Origin of the sequence: Arenibacter sp. S6351L, from assembly GCF_023016025.1 — a bacterium.
In the GTDB taxonomy this organism is placed as follows: Bacteria; Bacteroidota; Bacteroidia; order Flavobacteriales; family Flavobacteriaceae; genus Arenibacter; species Arenibacter algicola_B.
In genome coordinates, this window is record NZ_JALKBB010000018.1 from 99,179 (window position 1) to 123,858 (window position 24,680).

Here is a 24,680-nt window from a genome sequence, read left to right on the forward strand (position 1 = left end):
CGAATTCATTCAGGCAGGTTATGTAACTTTGCTTTGGGTGCGGCATAAAAAGTAAAGATTGAGATTCTTTACTTTTTTGAGTGTCCCGATATGGCTATCGGGAGGTGTGCTGGCGTATTTGGTATTTGTTTTCTCAGGCCCTCGCTGCATCTCGTACAAATTTTTTAAGATTATCAATCTTCAAAAATTATGTGGTCTTCTAAAAGTTTCTTCTAAAAAATTAATGGAACACTTTTTATGCTAGCCGACAATAGGAGGGGAGTGTAATATGTGTGGAATGTTATTTTTACTATTTTCTCCAAAATATGTTACGGTTTTCCGTAAACGATTACTTGTTAAATTTTGATATATTTGATTTAGACCATTCAACACAAAACATCAATTACCACTAGTTTAATGATAGAGCGTATTAAGAACTATTTAAGTCTTATTTCTAAAGAGATTGAAGAACATTTATATGAAGAATTTGAAATTAATAGCGATATGGCTATTTCGGAGTGATGGGTTCTTCCTCAAATTTGGGGAAGAACCGTTTATCAGTGCCACCCATTCCGTTTCAATCTGTGCCACTTAAGGTAAAAAAGAAAAAATACTCCAGCTTTTGCTAGGCACATATTAAATGTAAGCTATTACCCAGGGCAAACTCACACTTTTATTCCTAATATTTTGGTCATATAGTTATTGTCATAGGCCGCTTTAAGTCTTTTGCCTTTTAAGCCTTGCTTGGTCTGTTTGTCCTGTCTCAACAGGTTTAAGGCAATTTTGCTCAGTATCGAGAAGTTTTGGGCGGCATTTCCCGCTCTTTTTCTTGATGCATCTTCCGAGAAGGCGACATCCAATACCCAATGTAATTTATTTTCAATTCCCCAATGTAGGCGTATCATTTTCTGGAAGGCCTCCGCACTGTTCTCCAAGCTTGAGATATAATATCGGGTAGCCGTTTCTTTGGATCTTGCACTATTTTTAAACTCCCTGATGCTTTCAATTTTTATGATGCTCTTTAATTTGGTCCATTTATCCGTGTTTTCTATAAAGTCAAAAGTATTGATGACACTACAGCTACGTGTCTCTATTCTACCATGGCCCAGGTCGTCATGGATATGGGTCCCGATAGCTTTGCCAAATCTAAATTCATCTTCGATATCCCGGTGCAACCGCTTTTGATTGTCCTTTACGGCCAAGATGTAATCGGCCCCTTGCCCAACATTGGTCTTGGCAATATGTTCTTGGCAACCCATGGCATCTATGGTGATTACACAGTCTTTTATGGCAATAAGCTCCAAGAGTTTTGGGATGGCGGTAATTTCGTTGGACTTCTCGCAGACCTTGACCTGGCCCAAAACCATGTTGTTGTCACTGGCCCAGGCACTTACCATATGAAAAGGGGACTTCTTTCCATTGGATCTGGATCCTCTTAGCGTTTTGCCATCAATGGGGATAACCTCGCCATCGGTAAGATCGGCCAATCCCGATACCCAGCCCATAAAGCAGGATTCGAACTGTTCTGGATCTATTGATGAGAATACACGGTTGAAGGTGTCATCGGAAGGTATGCCATTGGGAAGATCCAGGAACGAACGTAAAAAATCCTCTTTTGCCCTGGCGTATGTTTCCATATCTTTCCATGTATCCGCGGCACAGATCACCGAAATTATACCAATAAGAAGGATATCGTCCAATCTGTGAAGCTTGTTTATATCGCTCCTGGGGTCGTCCATCTTGCTGAAAATGGACTTGAAATTGTGGATTGTTTTCAACAACAATCAATTATCAGTACAATATACAAATAATCGACCTAAAAAACAACACTTATTTACTTGAATTACATCTATTTGGATGAAATTTTATTGAAGATGTATTTATTGGAAAGTGTGAGTTTGCCCTGAGCTATTACCTAAGTTTTTTTTTCTTTTATAGTTAATATTTTATTACAAAAAAGTAAGAAATAGTGTATATTAAATAAATAATCTACTAATTTTATTAATGTGTATATACATAAGTAATTTTTATTAATCTTTTAAAAATTTTTAATTATGAAAACAAAAAATTATTTAAAATTATTAGGTGGTTTATTAGTAGCTGTTGTGATGGCGGTTAATTATGTTAACATTAATAGTAGTTCGGCAAATTCTTTTTCTGTTATAGAGGTTAAAGATGCCAAGGCATCTGGCTTTTGTGTTTACAGTGATTGGGATACATGTATTGAAGAGGGTGGTGGTGAATGGTATACACTTTATGATTTTGAAGAAATATAAAAGTCTCATGGATTATTCATTGTTTTACTTTGTACTATCATATTTGTTGTCAAGTTAAGGGGGTTCTGCTAAATTTTATTGATTTATCTCAGATGAATAGACTGTAGTTCAAAGTGTATCCAAGTATGATTTGCTTTAACGTTTTGGAGATATGTTATTTTGCCTCTTGGATTTATTATATCATAGAAGGGGAATTTGGCTTAGATTCAATTGCTATTGAAAGTTTTTGATGGGAGTTTTCCTTCGGGGGTATCCCCGAAGGAAAAATTCCCCAAAAAAGTCAAATAGTTGTGTTAAGAGCTACAAACAAATGACCTTGGAACAAAGGTCTGTTGTTGAGTGGAAGTTGAAAAACGGCCTTAAGAAGATAGATATATTCATAAAGCATCCATTGCCGAGTCGTCCCTTTCCCAAGAGCAGGAAAGGAACTAGGGAAGACGGGGCGTTAACAATACCAAAGATACCGAAATAATTGTAGACGAGCGAATGAGGGAAGGACATGTGAAAAAGCGTTTTACGCCCAAGATGTAGCTTTATGAATGGGACAAGCTCTGGAATTACTAATGGTCCCTCTAAGTGATAACAAGTAGTGCACGTCTGAGGGATATAGATATGGTCTGTCGTGAGCGCATCTAAATAAGGATATGGGAGGACAAGGCTATTGGAGGTAAACTTTACAAGAGTTTGAGGAATTCTTACGTAAAATATAAACGATACTGAGAAAAGACAATAGTGGGCATACTGGGAAGGGTCGCCATAGATAAGTTCCTCTCGATTGTGGAAAACAAGAAAACTGTCGGGAACTTCAAGGAAGACCTTATCATCGAAAAGGGGCATAAGGGTGCATTTTGGACAGGTGCTCCAGCTTACTGTTAGTCGAAAATGTCGGTGGAAATGCAATCGATAAGTTCTTCAAGATCACAGTAAATGCACAAGAACTTTATAAGGAATGAATCCATATTAATCCAATGACAAAGGTAAGGAGATCTCTGGGCATATGAAAATCGCCAAGAAATCGGTTGTAATGTATTTTTCATATATCCATAAGTATCTTGGGAACGGGCATCAATGAGTATACCAACAAATTATTGAGAAAGTATTTTTCCAAGGATTCACCTTTGGGCAACGTGCAAAACAACCAAATTGGTCATGTAGTTAAATTACTTGATGACAGATCAAGGAAAAAATTGGATACGGAACACCCTAAAAAGTATTTTTTGGATGTATTCACAAAAAATCAAAACATACATATGCTAGTATAATCGACCTTGTGATGATTAATTATTTTAAGTTGCGCTTTGTTTTTATGATACGTATTTTACGAACATGTTATAGGAATATTTATAAAGGATTTTATAAGATACATCCGCCTCTACATATATACTGTTTAAAAATACTAGCAACGTGTGTTCTGTTGGGTTGTGCTAACAACTACAATAATCCGTTAAACGATTTTTCTAAAGATAATGAGATTGTACTGGTAGGTGAGGAAATCCGATTTCAAAGCGACACAATACTATTTCGGCCCCGTAAATTCGAAGTTTATGACACCTTGGCCATTTTTAATGATAATACAGGTGAGGCGGGTTTTAGTATTGTCAATTTAAAAGATGGCCGTTTAGTAGAGAAGTTTGGTTTTGCGGGCAATGGAGAATCCGAAATGAATATTAATGCAGTTTCAATGGAAAATGGTGTCGCAAACAATGATTCAGTTTTTAGTATTACCCAGGTAAACTCTCCGCATAAAATCTTTCGCTATAATTGGGACAGTTTATTAAATAAATCTGAATACAGGCCGAAACCTATTTTTTATTCAACAAAAATTACTTTTTCGAATACTTATTTCTTGAACGATTCAATTCTATTCGGTAAGTTTTTAACTTCAAATATGGATAACAAAACCTTTGGCGTTTTGAACCTCTATACAAACAAATTAACAACGGGTATTGAAGTACCCGGAAATGAAAATAATAAAACCCAAAGCGAAAAGGATTCTTTGTACTTCAAATATTTAAATATGAGAATGGATAATAGAGTAGCCTATAGACCAGGAAGCTTCCATGAATTTGCTTGTTTTTCTGGTAAAGGAGCAGTAATTCAAATAATATCGGTTGACAAAAATTATCGTTTAAAGAAAAAATATCAAAAAGTATACTATCTGCCTACTTTTAATCTTCTTGTAGGACCAAATTCAAAGAAAATTGTTGCAGGGAAGGACAGTAAAAAAGGCTTTCGCAATATTGCGGTTAGTGATAAAAATATCTTCGCCCTTTACAGTGGCCCTTTGTTGAACGACAGTGATGAAAACTTCAATATATCCGATATTGTCTTGGTTTATGATTGGGAAGGGAATCCAGTAAATAGAATTAAATTGGACAGAAAAGTGAATACAATAGCTATCGACAGAGAAAATTTCACACATTTATATGGAATGATGGACTCTAACAAATTAATTAAATATGTATTATCTGAAAACTAGTCAGTAAAAGTTAGTGACTTAATTATTTTAGAAAATGGAAAATGAATACAAAATATTGCTATGGACAATATTACTTTTTATTGGATTGACTGGATGTAATCAAAAACACAAAGACAAGAATAATGAATATAATTTGGAATTTAAGAATGTGCAAAACGATAGTGTTAAGATTGAGTTTATTACAAATACTACTATCAATATAGGTTCCGTTAAGATAGGCGATACAATTAAAAGGGTTTTTAAATATAAGAATGTAGGGCAACACCCATTTTTAATTTATAACGCAGAGGCTACTTGTGGCTGTACGGTAGCTTATTTTAATGATAGCCCTTTACCTGTTGGAAAGACTGATTCGATAATTGGCATCTTTGTAAGTGATGAACACATGAAAGGTTTTGTAAACAAAGTAGTGACTGTTAACAGTAATTCACCATTATCCCCATTTTTATTGACATTTTATGGTAGGGTGGAATGAAACTTTGGCTCTTTACAGTACTATAGAACCAATGATTGTTGGCTTGTTACATTTATTAAGCATAAGGGCTATTCCACTTCATATTCTATTTTGTTTCCAATGAGTAAAAGATTATTTGTTCTTTTGGTAAATCTACAAATATTGGTATTTTTTCTTCTCCTATTCTATAATTGTGTGGATTTAAGAAGATATCCATATCCGAAAGGTGTGCTTTCCTCTTTAGAAAAAGCGGGGGAAAATAAAATGGAATTGATTAAAGTGCTAGATCATTATAAAAAGTATCCACAAGACAGTTTAAAATATAGGGCGGCCTGTTTTCTTATATCTAATATGAAGGGTCATTTTTCATCAAAAAGGATTGAGTCCTACCCAGATTTAGTAAAAGAATCATTTAAAAAAATTGACTCGCTTACCAAAGTAATCTTCTTTCATGAGGCAGATACTTCACTTTTCCGGTTTGCAGATTATCTTCATAATATTCTAGACACAAAGGATTTCGCTCCGACAAAGGGCTTTGTAGATTCCCTGATAAAAAGAACTTACCCTGATACTGTTGACGTAAAATTCCATAGAAAAAAAGTTGTACATTTTGAGCACTTTGTAGATAGTATTGGCAAGGAATTGCTATTCAATATCCAAACGGAAAATCAAACCAACGGAATTTATCCCGATTTGAAAAATATCTCCTGCAACTGGTTGATTGACCATATTGATAATGCGTTTTCCTGTTGGAAGAAGTCCCCTTTTGCAAGGGATTTGAGTTATAACGAGTTCAAGAACACCTTGTTGACATATAGGAGCATGAATGAATCTGTGGATACATATTCCAGTTATATTAATAATTATTTTTACGGTATTGTTCATTCTAATGATTCTTTAAACCTTGCTAATACCGTGAGACGCTTAAATTTTGCCACCTATTGTCTCGATGTTTTCGAGGACAATGGCCATAAAATCGGAAATTTAGGGTTTTACGATATTTTACAGTTTTATAAGTTCGATTGCGACCGACATTCCGAATGGACAGTAAGGGTATTAAACGCATGTGGCGTTCCCGCTTATTTGGACTATACTTCGGGTTACTTTAACAGGGACAAAATACATTATGGGGTATCGGTACGGGATACTTCAGGAATTTATCACCATTATTCCCCTAAATGGCAACAGTTAGGTGATTACAGGCATCAAAACGAATTATCCAAAATGTACAGAAATATGTATGTCAAACAGAGGTGCCCAAGAACATTGGCCAGCATTAATGAATACGTCCCGAATACATTCAAAAACCCATATATGAAGGATGTAACCGAGGAATACCACAAGGTTACCACCTTTTCAGTTCCCTACAAGTTTAAGAAGGATAGTACCAATAGAAAATTGGGCTATTTGGCGATATTTAGCCCTAGAGGCTGGAAGCCCATTGCCTGGGGAGAGATTGATTATGACCGTAAAAAAATCAATTTTGAAAAAGTTCCTGTAAATGCAACTTATATTGTTGGTATCTATGATTCCAATGGGTTCATTCCAATCTCCAACCCATTACATATCGATTTCGACAGAAAGGTTATGGAAATAGCTCCCAACAACAATCCGATTACCTTACGACTTACTCGTAAATTTCCCTTGAAATACCATTTAATTGAGTTCATGAAGGATATGATTGGCTCCAAAATACAAGGGGCCAACAGCGCGGATTTTTCGGATGCAATAGACCTCTATTCCATTGGCTCATCAGACATTTTGGATTTTTCAGTGAAAGCCTTACCTATTTCGACAAAAAAGAAATTTAGGTATGTGAGGTGTATTAGTAATGGTAAACCGCTTAATATTGCAACTTTTGAGGTGTTCTCTTCAGTAAATCAAAACATGAATATTGTCAAAGGGTCGGAACCTTCTATCTTGTCTGAGGAAAAATTAAGAAACGTGGATGTTGGTCTTTATACAAAATTGAATGGTAACCTTTTACCTTCAAGCCAAGATGTAGAGCGGGCCTTGGATGGCAACCTAGAAACATACGTTACAACTTTTTCCATAGGTATCGATTTTGGAAGCCCTCAGCACATTTCACAAGTAAGGTTTGCCCCCAGAAATGCCAACAATGGAATAGTGATTGGGGATAATTACGAGCTTTTATATTACGATAAGAGATGGAAAAGTGGAGGCTCCAAAATTGCAGAGTATAACTTTTTAAAATTTGAGAATGTACCCGAGAATACGATATACTGGTTAAGAAACAAGGACCACGGTAAGGAAGAATTACCCTTTGTTTATAGGGACGGTAAGCAAATATTCGTAAACGAACGTTAGTTTAACAGGTTTCGGAGTTTGTGAATATTTTTTTCATTTTACATGGACTATATGGAGATGTGGATAATTTCCGATTATTGTAATACTCACTTTCTATAAAATTTGAAAAAGCCTTAGCCCCTTGAATCCTGAAAGTTATTTTGCAAAAGGACATTGAAATGACACTTAAGATAGATTGTACCAAAATTAGAATATTAAGATTAGAACATAGTATTAACTTATTGATAGTGCTGTTGTTATTCTCTCTATACGTATTTTTGCCATCGATTGATTTCTTGCCATTTCGACGCTCCCCAGTGACCGGAAAATTTATTATATTCTTACTCGCAACCCTATTAATCGTCTGCTTATTTTTGGGAAAGCTGAAAGTTTCTGATGAATCCTTTTCTATTGGCCGGATAGATATTTCAATTCTTCTACTCGTGGTTTATATAACGTTCAATAGATATTTTTTTCAACCCACTTACGGTTTTTCAATAAGGTTCTACGAATTGCTGGGGTTGCTGGCATTGTATTTTGTGATAAAATCGCTTACACCTAAACATCATTCTTGGCTACTTATTGCGGCCATTATCGGTGCCAATATCCAAATCATTATAGGATGGTTACAATTATACGGCTTGATAGAATCTAACAGTTCGGTTTTAAAGGTAACAGGTGGTTTTTTTAACAGTGGCCCCTACAGTGGTTACTTGGTAGCCGTTTTTCCAATTGGCCTACAGTTCTTAAAGAATGGTAATTTCCTAATTGAAGATGGGAAAAAATATATTAATATACGAAAAGCAATCGTTCACTTTGCTGTTGTTTTAAACATTATTGGGTGTGTGACAATAATTCCTGCATTAAGATCGAGAGCCGCCTTTATTGTTATTTTCTTTACTGTAGGATATATCTATCGCAAGAATATTCAGTCCTTTTTTGAAAAAAACACAAAGAAAAGGGTTGTAAAGGTTTTGTTGGTTTTGGGGGCAATATGTTGCATGATTACTTCCATTATTTTTATATATAATTTTAAAAAAGGGTCAACTGAAGGGAGGTTGTTGATATTGAAAACTACTGTGGAAATGTTGAAAGATAGGCCTGTTATGGGTTTTGGCTATGACAGGTTCCATAGTAACTATATGCTTTATCAGTCAGAATATTTTGAAAAACACAATAACATAAAAATGGCGCTAAGGGCAGGGAATACAGCTTATGCCTTTAACGAACCATTACAGTTTTCCGTAGAAAATGGAATATTAGGATTGTCAATTTTGTTGCTAGTGCTATATTTTTTAATTATTAGAAGAGGGACTTTAAAAGAAAATGAACCATTGTACGAGATGGCAATGGCCGGAATTTTGTCGATAATTATCTTCTCACTATTCTCGTATCCTTCTAAAATTCTGCCTATTAAATTGGTGTTAATCCTTTACGTGGCAATTTTATCTGCAAACCAGGCTAGTTCCTTTTGCAACCGTTTTAAACCCCAAAATAAATCAAAATCAAGATCATTTTACATACTATTGATTAGTCTATCTATCTCTTGCTTACTGTTTTATAAGACACTGAAACTAGCAAAAGCTTATTATGTTTGGAATAATTCCCACGAAAATTATTTGGATAAAGATTTTAATTTGGCAGTTAAGGGTTACAGGTTAATATACCCGTTTTTTGATACCGACGGGAAGTTCCTTACCGACTATGGTCTGGCTTTATATAGTGCAAAGGATACATATGCTGCCATTAATATATTGAGCAAAGCCAAGAATTATTCTAATAATTCCGTAATAGAAAATGTGTTGGGGAATTGCTATAAGGAAATAGAAGATTACAAAAATGCTGAAATATGTTATCAACGTTCCATTAATATGGTTCCAGGAAGTTTTAGGAGCCATTACTTATTGCTTAAAATGTATTCCGACAACAATCAAATGGAAAATGCTGTGAATGTTGCTAATAGAATATTGAATTTAAAGGTTACAGTTCCTTCCGAGACAACGTTTGAAATAATAAATGGAGCAAAAAATTTTCTAAAACTTCAAGGTGTGAACTATGTTGATTGATTCGACAATACCTGTTGTTTATGGTTGCGGCAGGCACAATCAATTAAAAATGAAATCATTATAACTGTAATTATGGAAAAGCGTTTGAATTTACGACTAAAGATAGCTCGCTTTTTTTTTCTTAAGCTATTAAATGTCTTATTTTGGTTTTTTTTGAGTACGATTGTTTTAAGGTTATTTTTTTTTGATGTTTTCCATATACCAAGTTCTTCGATGGAGAACACCTTACAAAAAAACGATTTTATAATTGTTAGCAAGATTTTTTACGGCAGCCCCCTAGCAAAAATCTTAAAAGAGCTGAAATTTAAGCAAAAACCAAAAATAAACGATCTTTTAGTCTTCAGCGTAGGTAAAGAATCAACGATATACGTGAAGAGATGTGTTGGTCTGCCAGGTGACATAATTGAAATAAAAGACACGGATATTTTTATTAATGGGCGATACGCACACCCTCCCCGTACCTCGTGTCATTTTCGAAAGGTTTGGTACCGAAATTTTAATGACTTAAAAGAGTGTATGAATAAGGACTCAAGCAGTATTATACAGAAATATTCCGGTTACGTTATAATCAATCTTGATTTGAACCAGGAAAAATTGCTTATGGGTTGTAAAAGCGTCGATTCGATCGGGGCAATCGAGCCAGACGCCAAACATAATAACTCAATGATTCAATTCCCACCCTATTCGGAAAACAACATGGATAAATTTGTAATTCCCTACAAAGGATTAAAGATTAGCTTTGAGTCAAACAAAATAAAGGATTATCGTGATATTATGGAATGGGAAGAAGGGGGTGAAATTGGAGAAGAATGTTCTTTTTATTATGATAATAAAGAAAGTGAATTTTATATTTTCAAAAACGATTACTATTTTATGATTGGGGACAACAGAAACAAGTCTATTGACTCTAGGTCATTTGGCCCTGTTGCCCAAAAGAATATTATCGGAAAAGTAATATTCAAAATATAAAACAAGCTTTCTCTTCTTTAAGTATTTAGGTCGCTAATGTTTAAAGAGTAAATTTTTTAAAGCATTAATACCTTCCAATAGGATGGTATTTCATTTTAAATAAATTCAAATGACTAACTTAAGTACAAACTCTAGATATCTAGATATTAAAGTGTGCGTTTGGTTAGAAGTTTACTATTCGAAATAAAAATGTCAAGAAAGTTTATCATTCTGCTATTATTGTCGATTTCAACCTCCGTTTTTTCACAAGATAGGTGGTCGCCCGAAAAGATCTATTTGCAGCTTGCCTCCGAAGTGTTCGCTACCGACCAAACTATCTGGTTCAAGGCCATCGTAACCGATGCAATTTCCCACCGTTTCACGGAAATTAGCGGTGTACTTCATGTTGAATTGATTGGTCCAGACGGGAAAATCGTGTCGCGTAAATTGGTCAAGTTGTCCAAAGGGGTAGGGAGGGGGTCTTTTGAACCCGAAAAGGGCTTGCCGGAGGGCCGCTATCTGGTACAGGCCTATACCCAATGGAACAGAAACTTTGGGGATGATTTCATTTATAAGCGCTACGTGGACATTGTAGCTCCTTGGCCCTCAAACAACCCGAAATTATTGGATTCCCTAAAACTGGAGAAAGTAGGTGACGGGCGGTTCCTTTTGAGCGCTAAGGTTAGGTCAGACGCCATAGAATCGACCGGGGCCAAGCAGGTACAGGTCGCCATAGAAAGAGATAAGGGGAGCGACACCCTGCTTATAAAAAGAAATGGCCATGGAGCTTATGCATTTGAATACGAGATGCTGGAAGACCCTAGCTGGGTGACCGTGACAGTAGAGGGGCTATCCGAAACGGTCGTCCTGGATCAAAACGAGGTAGACCTGCAATTCTTTCCTGAAAGCGGTACGTTAATTGAGGGGTACAGCAACAAGATAGCGTACAAGGCCATAGGCATCGACGGCAAGGGAAGCAGGGTCCAGGGAACCGTTTTCGACGACAGGGGGAAACATATCATTGATTTTGTGTCAAACCGTTTGGGAATGGGCTATTTTTCAATTTACGCCGAAAGTTCCCGTACCTACCATGCCGAAATTCGTTCCACGAACGGACCGAAAACCATCGTAAAATTCCCTTTGCCCAAATCGGCATCCAATGGAAGTATTATCTCTGTTCAACGAACTGGCAAAAATATTTGGGCGGGGGTATACTCAAATGTCCTTTCCGGCAATGTGTATATCAAGGTCTCTTGCCGGGGGCAGGATCTTATTATGATAGAGGGTCCGTTGCGAGACGGATATCTGTCCAAGAGCCTTTTATCGGAGGCATTGCCAGAGGGCATACTCGTCTTTACCCTGATGGACCAGAACAAAAATACCGTTGCGGAGCGGCTGTTCTTCAATGAAAAGACCGAAGACCATTTGAAGGTGGACCTGGCTACGGACAGGGAAACGTATGCACGGCGCCAACCTACCCAATTGGATATCCTTATCACGGGACAAGATTCCGTTCAGGGCCCCGTAGAATTGTCCGTTTTGGCCATCAATTCAGTACAGGGCCAGCATACGTTTGGGAACATTAAATCCTACTTTCTTTTAAGTTCGGAACTGCGGGGAACGATCGAGGATCCCGATTACTACTTTAATTCCCAGAATACCGGACGTGCCCAGGACCTCGACGCCCTTATGCTCTCCCAGGGCTGGCGCCGTTACAAATATCCTGCAAAACGCATCGAGAAGACCCTTTATTGGCCTCAGTCTCGCCTCGAGGTCAGGGGCTCGGTACAGGCCCCCGGAAGGAGCAAACTCTCTAAGGAAGGCGTGGGGCTTACCTTATCTTCCTTCTCAAAGTCACCGGTCTTCTACTCAGGAACCACCGATAGTCTGGGTAACTTCAGGTTCATGATGGAGGATACCTATGGCCCACCCATGCGGGTCCTACTTACGGTAGATGATGGAAAAAAGGGGAATAAACTTGATTATAGGATCAATTTGAATAACCCAAAGCCTCCAAAAGTAACCTATGATCGTAGGCCGGCCTTTCGTCAACTGGATACCCTGATCAGAAGTGTGGCCGTGGCGGGAATGGAACGTGTCCGAACAGAAGCCATATTAGATTCCCTCTATGGGGTTACGCAACTGGACGAGGTGATTGTTACCGACAACCTCTTAAGTCCCGAGCGCAAAAAACTTTACGACAAATACGGAGAACCAGATGGGATCGTCAATGGAGATGATTTAAGGGCAAAGGAGAAAAAATGGTCCTATGGGCTATACAGTATCCTTCTTTTCAATTACGGAGATCAGGTATTTATTGAAAAATATAGCGACGGGTTTATGCTTGCGCATGTCAGAGCGGGACAGTATGGAGCCGTAAGATATCAATCCGGACGCGGTATCGTACCGGGAAATCCAAAAAAGGAGGGGACTTTATTGATCGTCGACGGTAAACCGCTTGACAAACACCAATATGGTCAGGTGTCCAATATGTCCCCCGAAATTATAGAGCGGGTAGAACTTATCCAGTACGCCAGTTCCTTTAGGAGCTTGTACCAGAGTGTTTTTCCAGAGGTAAGTCCCATGAATACGCCATCTCTTGGACATATCATTTCTGTGGTTACCAAAGGCGGTTTAGGTATCAATACTTCCATAAGGCCGACACCTGGCACCTTTAATACGTCTGTCGAGGTCTTTTCCCCGGTCATGGAATTCTACACCCCAAAATACGACAGTCCGATTCCCACCAAAGAACAAAAGCCGGATCTTAGGGCACTTATCCACTGGCAACCCCATCTGAGCACTGATAAGTCAGGAAGCGCATCGGCTCGTTTTTATAATGGAGACGTTCCGGGCGACTATATAATTGTTGTAGAGGCTATTTCAAGGGACGGGCGCGTCGGTTATGGAAAGAAGCATTATGTTGTATCAGAAAAGTGAGTTCAAATAAATGAAGTACATCACCTCGTTAAAAGAAACTGCGTTTGGTGAGACGTTAAATTCTAGTTTTTTAAAGTCCCATAAAACGAACGTAACCGTTGCACAAGCAAATAAATTATAAAAAAAACAAACTTCTATAACTCCCTTTTAAGGCAGTTTCTCTTTTTAGGTCAGCAAGTAACCGGATATTTTTGGAGGCCTTTGCAAACCAGCTTTCAACAAAACCAACACGGGCAGCCGTTGTACAAGTCCTAATTTTTAGAAAATCCAGCTTATTTAAACCGCTTTACAGGCTTTCTTTAATGCATCAGTGCCAGCCATCCCGTTTTAAATTGTACCACTTTAAAGAAAACAAATAAAATTCCCCACTGGCTCGTGCCTTCCCTTAAATTGGCTGGCCAAACACCGCTCCTGTCCAACCTCTTTGCATATTATTGACTAAAAATCCCTAAATTGGAAAAAATAAAAAGGATCCAATCCCTGTAGCAAGGATAGCGCAAAACCGAGACCGCATAGTTACATTAAAGAACTGCGCCCTTGGCTTACCTGATTTAATCCTATAATGTTAACGGTAATTTGAAAACCACAATGAAGAATAGCTTAAAGGAGCATAGAAGACTTAAAAACCTGACTCAAGAAGAGTTATCAAAGTCTTCTGGAATATCCATTAGAACTATTCAGCGAATCGAAAAAGGATTGTCAACGGGAAGTTCTCATACCCTCAAAACTTTAGCGAAAACTTTATCCATTGAAAGCTCAGATATATTTCATGATGAAGGTAACCCCAAATTATTTGTAAAAAACAACATAAAAACATTGAAACTTATGAATTTTAGTGTTTTAACAATGTTGGTAATCCCATTTGGTAATATTATTTTCCCATCAATTATATTTTTCAAGAATAGAAATGATAGAAAGATGAATACTATTGGAAAGAAAATTTTGAATTTTCAAATTTTAAGTATGTTAGCACTACCTTTTTTCCTAGTTATTCTATTCCTGTTAGCAGGAAAAGGGTATGGAGGATTTCCTATAATTTTAATAGTCTCTTATTTAACTTATGGGTTAGCAAATATCATCATTACAATACATATATCAGTTCAGATAAATAAAGAAAAGGAAGTATTAAGCTTCGTCCCAAATGTTCTTTAAATCCTACATTGTCATACAGATGGCGTAAAAATGACATACGTCTTTTTCAATTCTCTCCTATTTACTCCAATAATTTTGCATCAGGAGAAAATACAAACATCTGAATCACTAAATATGAGAAGTGAACTTAAAATAATTCTGAGCATTTTATTTGTAATTGCCTTAAATCCGTCAAATCATGCTCAAAATAACGATAACGAATTAGTTGTTGTCGATGGCAAAAGAATAGCGTACAAATCCTTCAATATTGAAAACAGAAAAAAAGGGGAACCAATTCTTGTTTTCGAAACGGGATTAGGTGGCGGAACTTTTGGCCCTATTCTTCCTTTTCTACCTAGTAATATTTCGGGTATTCAATACGCTAGAAATGGAGTTGGAAAATCAGAGCTAGATACTGAAATAACATCTGATTCTCAACTTGCCGATCGACTACATAATTTATTAACAACCTTGAACATTGAACCACCATATTTATTGGTTGGGCATTCCATAGGTGGACCGTACATAAGATTATTCGCATCTAAGTTCCCAAACGAAGTTTGTGGGCTCGTTTTTTCGGACCCAACCGACTTTATGTTGACTGTTGAAGAGGATGAAGAAGCAAGAATAAAATCTAAAAGTGCTACTGGTTATCGGGAAACGTCTTTGTTAATTCAGAAAATGATGTCCGAAAATGATAGTTTTGGCCAAGGAGCAAGGAATGATGCCACAAGGGCTTTGAAATCTAGTGTATCGGGTTACTTTCAAGAATATCAACACTTACCTGAATTGAATAGGAATATTGCTGCAACGGTAATTATTTCATATAACAAACCTATCGAACAACCAGACGAAGAATTAAATAAGAACCTTAATCTAGGAATTAATTTCAAGCCTTGGTGGAAAGAATACGATAATTTGAGAATACAGCATTTCACGGATTTGATAAAGGACAATGATAACAGTAGAATTATTTTGTTGCCAAAATACAGCCACGGCATATATTATCAAAATCCAGAATTGGTAGCAAAACTGATTATTGAAAACTATAATAGCAATATCAAAGAAAAATAAATAACTACAGCTGATATCTAAGCGTTCGTGTGGTCGGTACGGCCTGTCCCGCGAAATTTGCGGGAGCCAAACATGAACGCCGTGTTGACTGAACCTTAGCCTAGTTTCCCCTTACCAAGTGGCCTGCCAGTTAATAATATATCCCGGTTATTAATGCCAGCCATTCCTATTTAATCATTACCACTTAAGGAAAGCAAAGAAAAATCCTCCATACACAAACCAAAATTCCCTAAATTGGTAAGAAATAAAAAGGATCCAAATCAATAGTTAGTGTCCAGTCAAGCCTAAACCTACGGGTAATTTAAAGTGTCTCTTGAGCCGCTCCTGCGTTGCAAAAATCCTTACGTAGCTAGTGCCTCCGCTAAAGCTTCTGCGACACGCGGGCGGCTATGTGCGTTTTTTGCGCCTTGGCCCAACTCAAGATCCATCATTCCTTACCCGTCATTTAAACGTTGACTTGACACTAGGATAGCGCAAAACCGAAATCTCAAAATTCAACGGCGAACCAAAAAAACTGCGCCCTTGTCTTACATTATTTAATCCTATAATGTTGCCAACTATTATGGCATATAAATTTTCAATGAAAAAAATATACTTAATACTCATAATTTCTACCCTTTATTCTTGTGCCGGTGCGAAATACAATTATTTCTTCGATACCGGAAAGCAATTGGACTTTAGCAATGGGAAATGGATTCTCAACAGAACACAATCAAACTCGAAAATATTCGATACTGAACTCTATCACCATTCACTTAAAGATTTCAAAAAAATTCTTGGGGACTCTTTGATTGAAATGAACGATTTGCGAAGTACCAAACTGGTGGCACCAAAAATTAAATTTGATTTATCGGACTCGGATTTGAAAGAATTAAAAAGAGACACTGGTTGTGATTACATTATCAATATTGGAGGAAATGTTATTAGTGACGGTGCTGGTTCTATATCTTTCCCGAATCAAATAGAAAATTCCAGTAATAGCGCTTCTGTTTCAATTTCAATATATGACTTAAATTCACAAATTTTAATCTCTTCTTCTCAGGTTTATGGAAAGACGGAACATCAAGACCCTATTTTTCCTGATGATAAAAATTTACCTACAATAAATCCGAGTTCACATATGATTATGCTAAAAGGGGCGGAAAAACTTATCCAAAAATACAAGAAGAATCAGCTGAAATAATGCAAACCGTACGATGGACTTTTTACTCGGATGCAACTGTTGCGTTGCCGGATTTTTTACTAGGGTGGAATTAAAAAACGAAATGGAAAAGACCAACTCGGAGCTGTCAAAGAAGGATTGTTGAGAAATTATAATGTTCAATCCTATGGAGAAAGTGCAGGAACTTATGTGTATAGTATCTTAAAACAGGAATGGAAATAAAACACCCAGTTAACTAAACCCATCCCCCAGTTTCCCCCATGGGCACTAGCGTTTTAACAATCGTCCTTACCGATCCTCTTTGCATGATTATAGGCTGCGCTTCCAAGTAGGCTTGGCGGCGGCTTTTTAGGCATGGAGTTCGATGTCATATTTAGGTGGGCACACATCACTTTCGGTTGCCCGCGGGGAAAGTGAAACACCCTTTATTGTTGATCTTTAGTAGGTATTCGGCAATCCGGTGGACCTCATCGGGCGCAAAAATGGGCTCATGATACCCAATATAGGCATTGAGTTCCTGGAGGGTTTTTACGGCGACATTGCTGAACTTTTCCCTGGGCCTGTGACGGATCATCGCCAAAATATTCCTAATGGGAACTTTTTTGGTTCCCCAATGGTGCTCCCTTAGAAGACGATCCGTGTTTGTACTATGACCATGGAGCATGGTTTAGAGCGCAAAATTTGCCCTTTGCACCTGTTGTAAAGGGGACCAAAGGTCCAAGCTTGCAATGGATGCCTTGCTCCAATTTTTGGTCTCGATGATAAAGATACCGGAAGTATTGATCAGTAAGTGGTCTATTTGGATACTACGAATGCGCGAATTAGTTTGTTTATGATAGCGGGGGTTTTCAAATACAATGGAAAAATCATTGATCAACACCTGGTTGCCGGATAATTTTTTCAGTTCCCCTACCACCATATCTTCCCCAACGGCCCCTGCAATCATGGGCAATAGATCGGTGGCCACCGAACGCATATGGAGAAGCTTCCTAAATTGATCATCGCAACGTGTGGAAATCAGGGCATGCCGATCGGCACTATACCCATTGATGGCCTTTAGGACCACTTCCAGCCGTTTTTTACTCCCACGTACCCGCAGACCTACAATGCGGTCAAAGTTTTTTTCTAGGATGTACTTTATAAGGAGGAGGAATTGTAACCCATACCAATATAGCAGTTCCATAACTGCATTCTTGGCAGGTTTTCTTAAGACGTCACATTTGGAATGCAGCCGTCTTATATAGTTTTTGAGATTAGCTTTGGCAGTGGTCTTTAAAAGATCAAAATCTTTTTCCAGGTGGTACCCCTGGGCCTGCATTTTGTCCAGTTCCAGATCAAAATCGCGCTCGATCTTAAAGAAGAGTTCCTCTCTTTCATTGTCGAAGTTTTTAAGGAACCTATTGATGTCGGCAGTAGAATTGAACCTACTGATCCCATGGACGTCCAATGTTTTCCTGATCTGTTTTAAAGTCCCTATTTGCCCGTGGATGACCGTCATGACAAGTAAATTACCGACAGTAGCGTGTGGATGGTTATGCAATGCTGCTTGCCGAATGGATCCCCACGCCCTTTTTTATACGTTATGGCAAACCATGTATAGAACGGTTGCTATACCCTAATTGTTGTGGGAACATGTAGCTTGTGATGAAAAAATGTAGCCGGTTTGCACAAGTGGGGACCAATCTTTAAAGCAACTGTTGCAAGCGATTTCTTTATATCCGTGACCAAGGTTTCGATGTTAGCCCAAGGAGGTTTACCTATCAGTAGCCATCAACTATATTTAAATGATTGTGGGTAACACCGCCAAATAACTTCATAAGATAACCCATTAACCATTCTCATAATAGTTGCGTATTTTATCGGATTATTATAGCACTTCGTAGAAATGATAAGGCTTGGGCCTAAATCTTATGGAAAAGCGTAGAAAATACGATAATTAACACCTATTTTAGGGACTTGATCTACAAGTACTTCCCCCCACTACTTGGTATATATTCATTTAAGGATAACCCTATATACTGTTAATAAACAATGAACTATTACTTCAGTTTTATTCCATTTTGGAGGTATAAAGATGTATCATACAGTTATATAAACAAGTTGTACCCAATTTGAGAAAAACCGTAATCTGAATGAAAAACCCGAAAAAACTTATACTTCGGATTTTAATTGCTTCAAGTATAATTCTGATTTTACTCATCGGACTTTTCATTTTTGTGGTTAAAAAAACCGGAATTACGGAATTTTACCAAAAGACAATTGATTATGAGCCAACAGTAGTCCAAGCCGAAAAGACAACGCCTGAATTTGAACTCGGAAAAAAAATTTTTATGGAAGATTGTCGAAAATGTCACGTGTCAAAAGAAATGAGACATAACTATCTAGCTGGAGTTGTGGAAAAAGTCGGAACCACTTACTTAAAAACTTATTTGACCAAACAAGATTCTTTACTCAAAGCAAAAGATGAATACGCATTAAAACTTAAAGGTTTTTGGGGCAATAACGGAACAATGCATAAATTTAATTACACAGAAAAAGAACTGAATTTATTAATAGAATATTTAAAATAAAAACTGGGTACAATAACTAAGCGTTCGTGTGGCCGGTACGGCCAAACATGAACGCAGTGTTGACTGAACCGGGTCCGTTTGTCCCTTACTATGGGGATTGCTATGGTTTGATGGAGTTTTTCAGATGGATCTTGAGGCCGGAGCGGTTCCCATAATTTGGTGGTCGCCCCTTTTCCTGGTCTGTCCTGGTGCCTTTTTTAATTTCCTTGGCCCATTTTACTCTCCGGAGCGGCCTTTCCCTCCTGTTATTTTAATTTTGGCCATGGGCCTCCCCTTACGCTTCTTGTAGCGTTGTCCTTGGGGCACTTTTTTTCAAACGGTCCGACCATGCTTTGGGCGGGCCACGGCTGTCGAAGACCGCTACGGTCGCCATAATCCCGATCTGGCAGTAAGGACATCGGCGATGTTTCAAGGGAGGCCGTCCATTGGGCACCTGACCGCCCAGGACCTTTTGCAGTATTGGGAGCAACTCTTTTTTCTTGGAACTGCTCAGGATCCCATAATGCCGTATCCGCACGAACCCTTTCGGGAGCACATGCATTGCAAACCGCCTGATGAACTCTTTGTCGGATAACAGCATTAGGGACTTCTTTCCTGCATGGCGGTAATCCTTTACGGAAAAAGTAATGCCCTGACCGTCCAAATTCTTTATCCGATGGTTACCGATGGCAATCTTGTGGGTATATCGGCCAAGATATTCTACCACTTGTGCCGGCCCTAAAAATGGACGCTTGCAATAGACTACCCATTCATTTCTAAAAAGGCTTTCACAAAATCCGCAGGGCAGTTCTTTTTTCAGACTTTTTCGCAGCCCTGCCACGAACCGGGCTCTAAATACATTGCTCATTGCCTTTACAGGGAACAGATATTTCCCTTTGTTCCTAGCGGGTTTCCATTTGCCCGATCTTGAGATCCCACCTCCCGGTACAATGCAGTGCAGGTGCGGGTGAAGGGACAGATTTTGGCCCCAGGTATGCAGGATGGCGACCATTCCCGGGTCGGCCCCCAGAAAATTGGGGTTGGACGAAAACCCCTTGATCACCTGCCAGGCCGTCGCGAACAAAAGGTTATAGATCGTTTTGGGGTCATAAAGGCATATCCTGTTAAGTTCCGATGGAAGGGTAAAGACCACATGGAAGTAAGGGACGTTCAGCAGTTCGGCCTCCCTTGCCCTGATCCATTGTTCCCGTTTGTGTCCCTGGCACTTGGGACAGTGGCGGTTCCGGCAACTGTTGTAGCTAAGGTGCAGCCTATGGCAGTCCGGGTTGTCGCAACGGTCGATATGCCCGCCCAATGCTGCGGTACGGCATTTGCGCAGGGCGTGCAGGGTCCTTAGCGGCCAGCTATTGGCACAAAGGCCGGCCAGGTGTTCCCTGTTGCGTTCCAATACCTGGGCCACTTCGTAAGCGGCGCGTTCCATGCCTATTTATCGTAAAGCCGCTCCAACGGACTGAACGGCCTTTGCCTGCCCAATTGTGCCACGTGCAGGTAGGTAAGCGTGGTCTGTATATCCGCATGTCCCAACAGGTCCTTTACGCTCATGATGTCCAGCCCCATTTCCAACAGATGGGTGGCATAACTGTGGCGCAGGCTATGGGTGGTGACCTCTTTTTGGATACCGCTGTGTTTCCGTGCTTCCTTAACGATCCATTGCACTCCCCTGGCGGAGAGCGCGACAGGACCGCCCTTGCTGTCATTGCCGTTAAAGCACCAGGTAACGGGCCTTTCCGCCGAGATGTATTTCCTTAGGCCCCGGACCTGCATCGCGCACAATGGGACATAGCGGTCCTTCCTCCCCTTCCCCTGGCGGATGTGCAGCATCATCCTCTCAAGATCCAGATCCTTCAGCTGTAGGTTGCAGAGTTCAAAGTTGCGAAGGCCGCAGCCATAGAGCATGGCCAGGACCAAACGGTGCTTCAGCAGTTTCGGGGCCCTGAGAAGCCGCCTTACCTCGTTGCGGCCCAATACAACCGGTAGTTTCTTGGGCCGTTCGATCGAAGGCAGCACCACGCGCATCTCCTTCATTCCCGAGATACGGTAGGCATATCTCAGACCATAGACGGTATGCTTGAAGAAACTGTCCGATGGGGTCCTGTGCTGCGATTTTAAGATATGAAGGTAATCAAGGATCTGTTCCTCGTAAAGGTCCAAAGGACTGCATTTGAAGTGGATCGCAATGTGCGCCAGACATCTGGCGTAGTTGGTAAGGGTACTTTGGCTTTTGCCGGCCAGTTCTACCGACCGTTTTAATTTATGGTAGAGTTCGTTGAACCCGGATACAGAATTACAGGCCCTCTCAATGAGGGTACTACTTTTTTTTCATAACTTTAAATTTTATGATTAAACCTATCCTAAAGGTAGTGAACGGTAAGGTAACTCTTGCTTGAAGCTACCTTTAGGTTTAGTTCAACACCGGCTATTATTTATTGCGTGGTAGTTTACCTTTTGGAATAACTACTAATAACTTGTTGTGCTAATTAATAATTTATTTTCTTTAGTTCTTGGCTAGCAACAAACAATAGCCAAGAAACGTTGTGCAACATATGAAAAAACTCATACTGACAATATTATTTCTTTATTCTATAATCGGATTTTCTCAAGAAAAAAAGGAAGTTTTGATTAAAGGAATTGTAATGTCTGAAGTCAACGGAAAACCTCTTGAGAATGCTTATGTAAGTTATAAATCGAGATATAGGTATTCAATGACAAACGAAAAAGGAGAATTTGAATATCGATACAAAATTCGAGAAAGAGACAGTTTGGAAACGATTGAATTAACAGCTTTAGGATATGAAAACCTTGATACAATAATCCGAGTTGACAAGCCAAAAGAATATGTGTTTGAATTTGTTATGAAACCAAGATTTGGACTTAACCAAGAAAAAGCACTTGCCGACATCAAAAATGGAGAAATAAATATATTGGAATCAAGTGGAATCGCACCTATATTTTATAAATCAGACTCAAAATTTGCGGAAAAATATAACGTCAATTTTGTTGAATATGGTTGTGAAGCAATTGCAGAGGAAAGTCTCTATGAATATAACAGAACAGTTTTTGAGTATTTGGATAAAAAATACGGAAAGAAATGGAGGAAAAAAATTCGAAAAGACATTGTTGGACTTAATGAGAAGAATGAATAAAATACGTTGCACAACAATGGTAACCGCTGCACAACCTTATAAATTAAAAATTATCTATGATAAAAGCGGCCTTTTAGAACCGTTTGGATATTCTGGTGCATGCTGACCCCTCAAAAGCTCTTTCGGTGGTCATTGCCACCCATTCCCCTTTAATCTATATATTAAACAAAAACAACTATATTGGTAAGAAGTAATCCTTGTTATAATTGTTCCCGTTGGCATAATTTTTTATGATTTTCTGCGGGAAAAAGATCGGGAAATATTAAAAATTGAAGACCACAAAAGAAAGAATATGATAAATCAGATTTTTTATAGCATTTAAGGAAGATTATAATGAGACTTACAATAAACAAAAAAGATAAATTAGACAAGATTAACAAGTGTTTTCTAAATATGGCCGAGGGTATAATAAAGGCAGGAGACTCTAAAGTCTATGAATTAGATTTTTACATTTTATCAATACTTAACAGGGCTATTTCCTTAAATAAGGCGTTTACCCATTTATTAAGGGATAGAAATTCACTAACTGCAATTTCTTTAGTAAGGATGCAGCTTGATAACGCTTTAAGGTTAAATGCAATTAAAATTGTTCAAAATAGGGATGATTTCTTGAGTCATTTTTTTCAGGGAAAAGGAATAAACAGTTACAAGGAAGGAAAAGAAAAGTTTAGTGATAAATTCTTAGCAAGTAAGTTAAACAAAGATGTACCCGGTACTCTAGATTTATATGAATATTTGTGCAAATTTGTTCATTTTAGCGAAAATCATTTTGAAGCAACAAAATCAGCTCCTCTTAATCAAAAGGCAAATTTTCGAATTGTTGTAGGAGATTCTGATATTTTAAATAAAGATGAAAAAAATGCATTTTATGAACGAATGACAGGCATTTCTAATACGATTATTAGAATCAGTAAGGAGTGGATAAATACAAAAAGCTCAATGGTATAAACTCGTAAATGATATAGTAAGGAGGTGTAGTTGAAATTTTTCCTTTTATTGGGAAAGCTACATAGTCATAACACCAAACCTTTACTATAACGTACTCATGTGGTACTTTCAAGTAAGCTTGCTGTAAGTTATCATCGCCAATTTAAAATTTAAACTATATTAGTAGTTAACGGTTGACAATCAATGTAATGAATAATATGTGGACTAAGGTTTCGAAAATATACCCTGGCTCTGAGCAAACTAAAAATGAATCATGAAGAAATATTATTTAATTCTTTTCATTTGTCTACTAACAATTAGGGTCTCATTTGGGCAGGAATTTAAGGTTGACCATCGTACCCAATTGGAGAAGGAAAACCCAATGAATAGATTTCATCCAGAAAAAACCTCTATGTTAGACCTGCTTGAGGTTATTGAAATTCAGGGCATAACTATAAATAAATTTGAATTTGGGAAATTCAACAAGCAATATAATATAATACTACTTTCGGATCAATATGAAAACGGAGATTTTATAAAAACAGATACATTAAGCCAATTTGAGAGTACCTATCACTACTACAAGAAGGGTAAGCCTTACTTTGACTTTATCGACAAAATAAAGATTATCACTAAAGATAACGATACTGAAAGCAAGTTGTTTATCAAATCATATTCCTTTAGCAGCGAGGCAAAAGTTGAATTGAAACGGACAAGCATAAATTCCTTTTTCAATTGGAGACGATACAAGAAGACGGAATGGGAATTGGATAAAAAAATTCCATTAATGGTATTTGCGTCCTCTTGGAAAGATGAAGAATATGGTTTTGATCGATTTTGTGGAGTTTTGTATCTAACGGACAATGGAAAGGATACCAATGAACTTTTGGCATTATCCCCTTCGTATGTGGTAATTTATTATCGAGTTGAAGAGAAATAGATTCTGTGATTTCATAAAAAAAATCTTGAAGAAAGGTATTGGATGGAATTCCCCTTGACTACTCGAAGCCGAAACCCCTAGTTGTAATTTAAAAATATCATTATAACAATGATTAGAATATACTTGGATTGGAATGTAATAAGTAGTCTTAAAAGATCTGATTTTCAAGAGATTAATGAGTTTATTGATATGTAGCCTTACCCTTTTTAGGACATCTCTAAATTCAACAATTTTTCTTTAATATTGGTCGTTTCGGGGAAGAATTCTTCCCCGAAACGGTCTTT

Annotated in this window: 19 protein-coding genes; 14 read left to right on the forward strand and 5 right to left on the reverse strand. The window is 38.0% G+C overall.

All coding sequences use genetic code 11. The features are described 5' to 3' along the window. Positions 1-644 precede the first annotated feature (644 nt). Complete coding sequence (locus MWU82_RS15065; protein WP_111622089.1) at positions 645-1,718, reverse strand: ISAs1 family transposase; 1,074 nt, start codon at positions 1,716-1,718, stop codon at positions 645-647. Positions 1,719-2,033: 315 nt separating this feature from the next. On the opposite strand from MWU82_RS15065, the gene MWU82_RS15070 reads away from it, so the two are divergent. The 10 genes from MWU82_RS15070 (at position 2,034) to MWU82_RS15115 (ending at position 16,837) form a co-directional block, all read left to right on the forward strand. Next, entirely contained in the window at positions 2,034-2,255 is a 222-nt protein-coding gene (locus tag MWU82_RS15070; RefSeq protein WP_085496254.1) for a hypothetical protein, read from the forward strand. 1,273 nt (positions 2,256-3,528) lie between these two features. Then, the gene (locus tag MWU82_RS15075; RefSeq protein WP_085496261.1) at positions 3,529-4,734 is read left to right on the forward strand and encodes a BF3164 family lipoprotein; all 1,206 of its coding nucleotides are present in this window, start codon (positions 3,529-3,531) and stop codon (positions 4,732-4,734) included. A 34-nt stretch (positions 4,735-4,768) separates the two neighbouring features. Further along, positions 4,769-5,209 carry a DUF1573 domain-containing protein gene (locus MWU82_RS15080; protein WP_085496262.1) on the forward strand — a complete coding sequence of 147 codons (441 nt, stop codon included), beginning with the start codon at positions 4,769-4,771 and terminating at the stop codon, positions 5,207-5,209. Between the two features lie 99 nt (positions 5,210-5,308). After that, positions 5,309-7,516, forward strand: coding sequence for a hypothetical protein (locus MWU82_RS15085; protein ID WP_085496264.1), 2,208 nt, complete (start codon positions 5,309-5,311; stop codon positions 7,514-7,516). Between the two features lie 353 nt (positions 7,517-7,869). Next, positions 7,870-9,561: an O-antigen ligase family protein gene (locus tag MWU82_RS15090; RefSeq protein ID WP_085496267.1), complete on the forward strand. Its 1,692-nt coding sequence runs from the start codon at positions 7,870-7,872 to the stop codon at positions 9,559-9,561. A 72-nt stretch (positions 9,562-9,633) separates the two neighbouring features. Beyond that, positions 9,634-10,530: a signal peptidase I gene (lepB, locus tag MWU82_RS15095; protein ID WP_085496269.1), complete on the forward strand. Its 897-nt coding sequence runs from the start codon at positions 9,634-9,636 to the stop codon at positions 10,528-10,530. A 189-nt stretch (positions 10,531-10,719) separates the two neighbouring features. After that, entirely contained in the window at positions 10,720-13,449 is a 2,730-nt protein-coding gene (locus tag MWU82_RS15100) for a hypothetical protein (RefSeq protein WP_085496271.1), read from the forward strand. 588 nt (positions 13,450-14,037) lie between these two features. Further along, positions 14,038-14,601, forward strand: a complete 564-nt coding sequence (locus MWU82_RS15105; RefSeq protein ID WP_085496272.1) for a helix-turn-helix domain-containing protein — start codon at positions 14,038-14,040, stop codon at positions 14,599-14,601. Between the two features lie 114 nt (positions 14,602-14,715). Further along, the gene (locus MWU82_RS15110) at positions 14,716-15,654 is read left to right on the forward strand and encodes an alpha/beta hydrolase (RefSeq protein WP_111622090.1); all 939 of its coding nucleotides are present in this window, start codon (positions 14,716-14,718) and stop codon (positions 15,652-15,654) included. 580 nt (positions 15,655-16,234) lie between these two features. Next, the gene (locus MWU82_RS15115) at positions 16,235-16,837 is read left to right on the forward strand and encodes a hypothetical protein (protein ID WP_139827128.1); all 603 of its coding nucleotides are present in this window, start codon (positions 16,235-16,237) and stop codon (positions 16,835-16,837) included. A 367-nt stretch (positions 16,838-17,204) separates the two neighbouring features. Here the strand turns inward: MWU82_RS15115 and MWU82_RS15120 are convergent, their stop codons facing one another. Both MWU82_RS15120 and MWU82_RS15125 read right to left on the reverse strand, forming a co-directional pair. Next, positions 17,205-17,480 (reverse strand): hypothetical protein, encoded by a 276-nt coding sequence (locus tag MWU82_RS15120; RefSeq protein WP_085496277.1) that lies wholly within the window; start codon positions 17,478-17,480, stop codon positions 17,205-17,207. 3 nt (positions 17,481-17,483) lie between these two features. Further along, complete coding sequence (locus MWU82_RS15125; RefSeq protein ID WP_085496279.1) at positions 17,484-18,314, reverse strand: nuclease-related domain-containing protein; 831 nt, start codon at positions 18,312-18,314, stop codon at positions 17,484-17,486. 634 nt (positions 18,315-18,948) lie between these two features. On the opposite strand from MWU82_RS15125, the gene MWU82_RS15130 reads away from it, so the two are divergent. After that, a complete protein-coding gene (locus MWU82_RS15130; RefSeq protein ID WP_085496281.1) occupies positions 18,949-19,386 on the forward strand; it encodes a c-type cytochrome in 438 nt (145 codons plus the stop codon). Positions 19,387-19,660: 274 nt separating this feature from the next. Here the strand turns inward: MWU82_RS15130 and MWU82_RS15135 are convergent, their stop codons facing one another. Then, the gene (locus MWU82_RS15135) at positions 19,661-20,806 is read right to left on the reverse strand and encodes an IS91 family transposase (protein WP_085496283.1); all 1,146 of its coding nucleotides are present in this window, start codon (positions 20,804-20,806) and stop codon (positions 19,661-19,663) included. Between the two features lie 2 nt (positions 20,807-20,808). Then, the gene (locus tag MWU82_RS15140) at positions 20,809-21,537 is read right to left on the reverse strand and encodes a tyrosine-type recombinase/integrase (protein WP_245808632.1); all 729 of its coding nucleotides are present in this window, start codon (positions 21,535-21,537) and stop codon (positions 20,809-20,811) included. Positions 21,538-21,929: 392 nt separating this feature from the next. Here MWU82_RS15140 and MWU82_RS15145 point away from each other — a divergent pair, with 392 nt between their 5' ends. The 3 genes from MWU82_RS15145 to MWU82_RS15155 all read left to right on the forward strand — a co-directional run bounded on the left by MWU82_RS15145 (position 21,930) and on the right by MWU82_RS15155 (position 24,396). After that, the gene (locus MWU82_RS15145) at positions 21,930-22,529 is read left to right on the forward strand and encodes a hypothetical protein (RefSeq protein WP_085496286.1); all 600 of its coding nucleotides are present in this window, start codon (positions 21,930-21,932) and stop codon (positions 22,527-22,529) included. Positions 22,530-22,862: 333 nt separating this feature from the next. Next, positions 22,863-23,477 (forward strand): hypothetical protein, encoded by a 615-nt coding sequence (locus MWU82_RS15150; RefSeq protein WP_085496287.1) that lies wholly within the window; start codon positions 22,863-22,865, stop codon positions 23,475-23,477. A 253-nt stretch (positions 23,478-23,730) separates the two neighbouring features. Continuing rightward, positions 23,731-24,396, forward strand: coding sequence for a DUF5041 domain-containing protein (locus MWU82_RS15155; protein ID WP_085496289.1), 666 nt, complete (start codon positions 23,731-23,733; stop codon positions 24,394-24,396). The last annotated feature ends 284 nt before the right edge of the window (positions 24,397-24,680 follow it).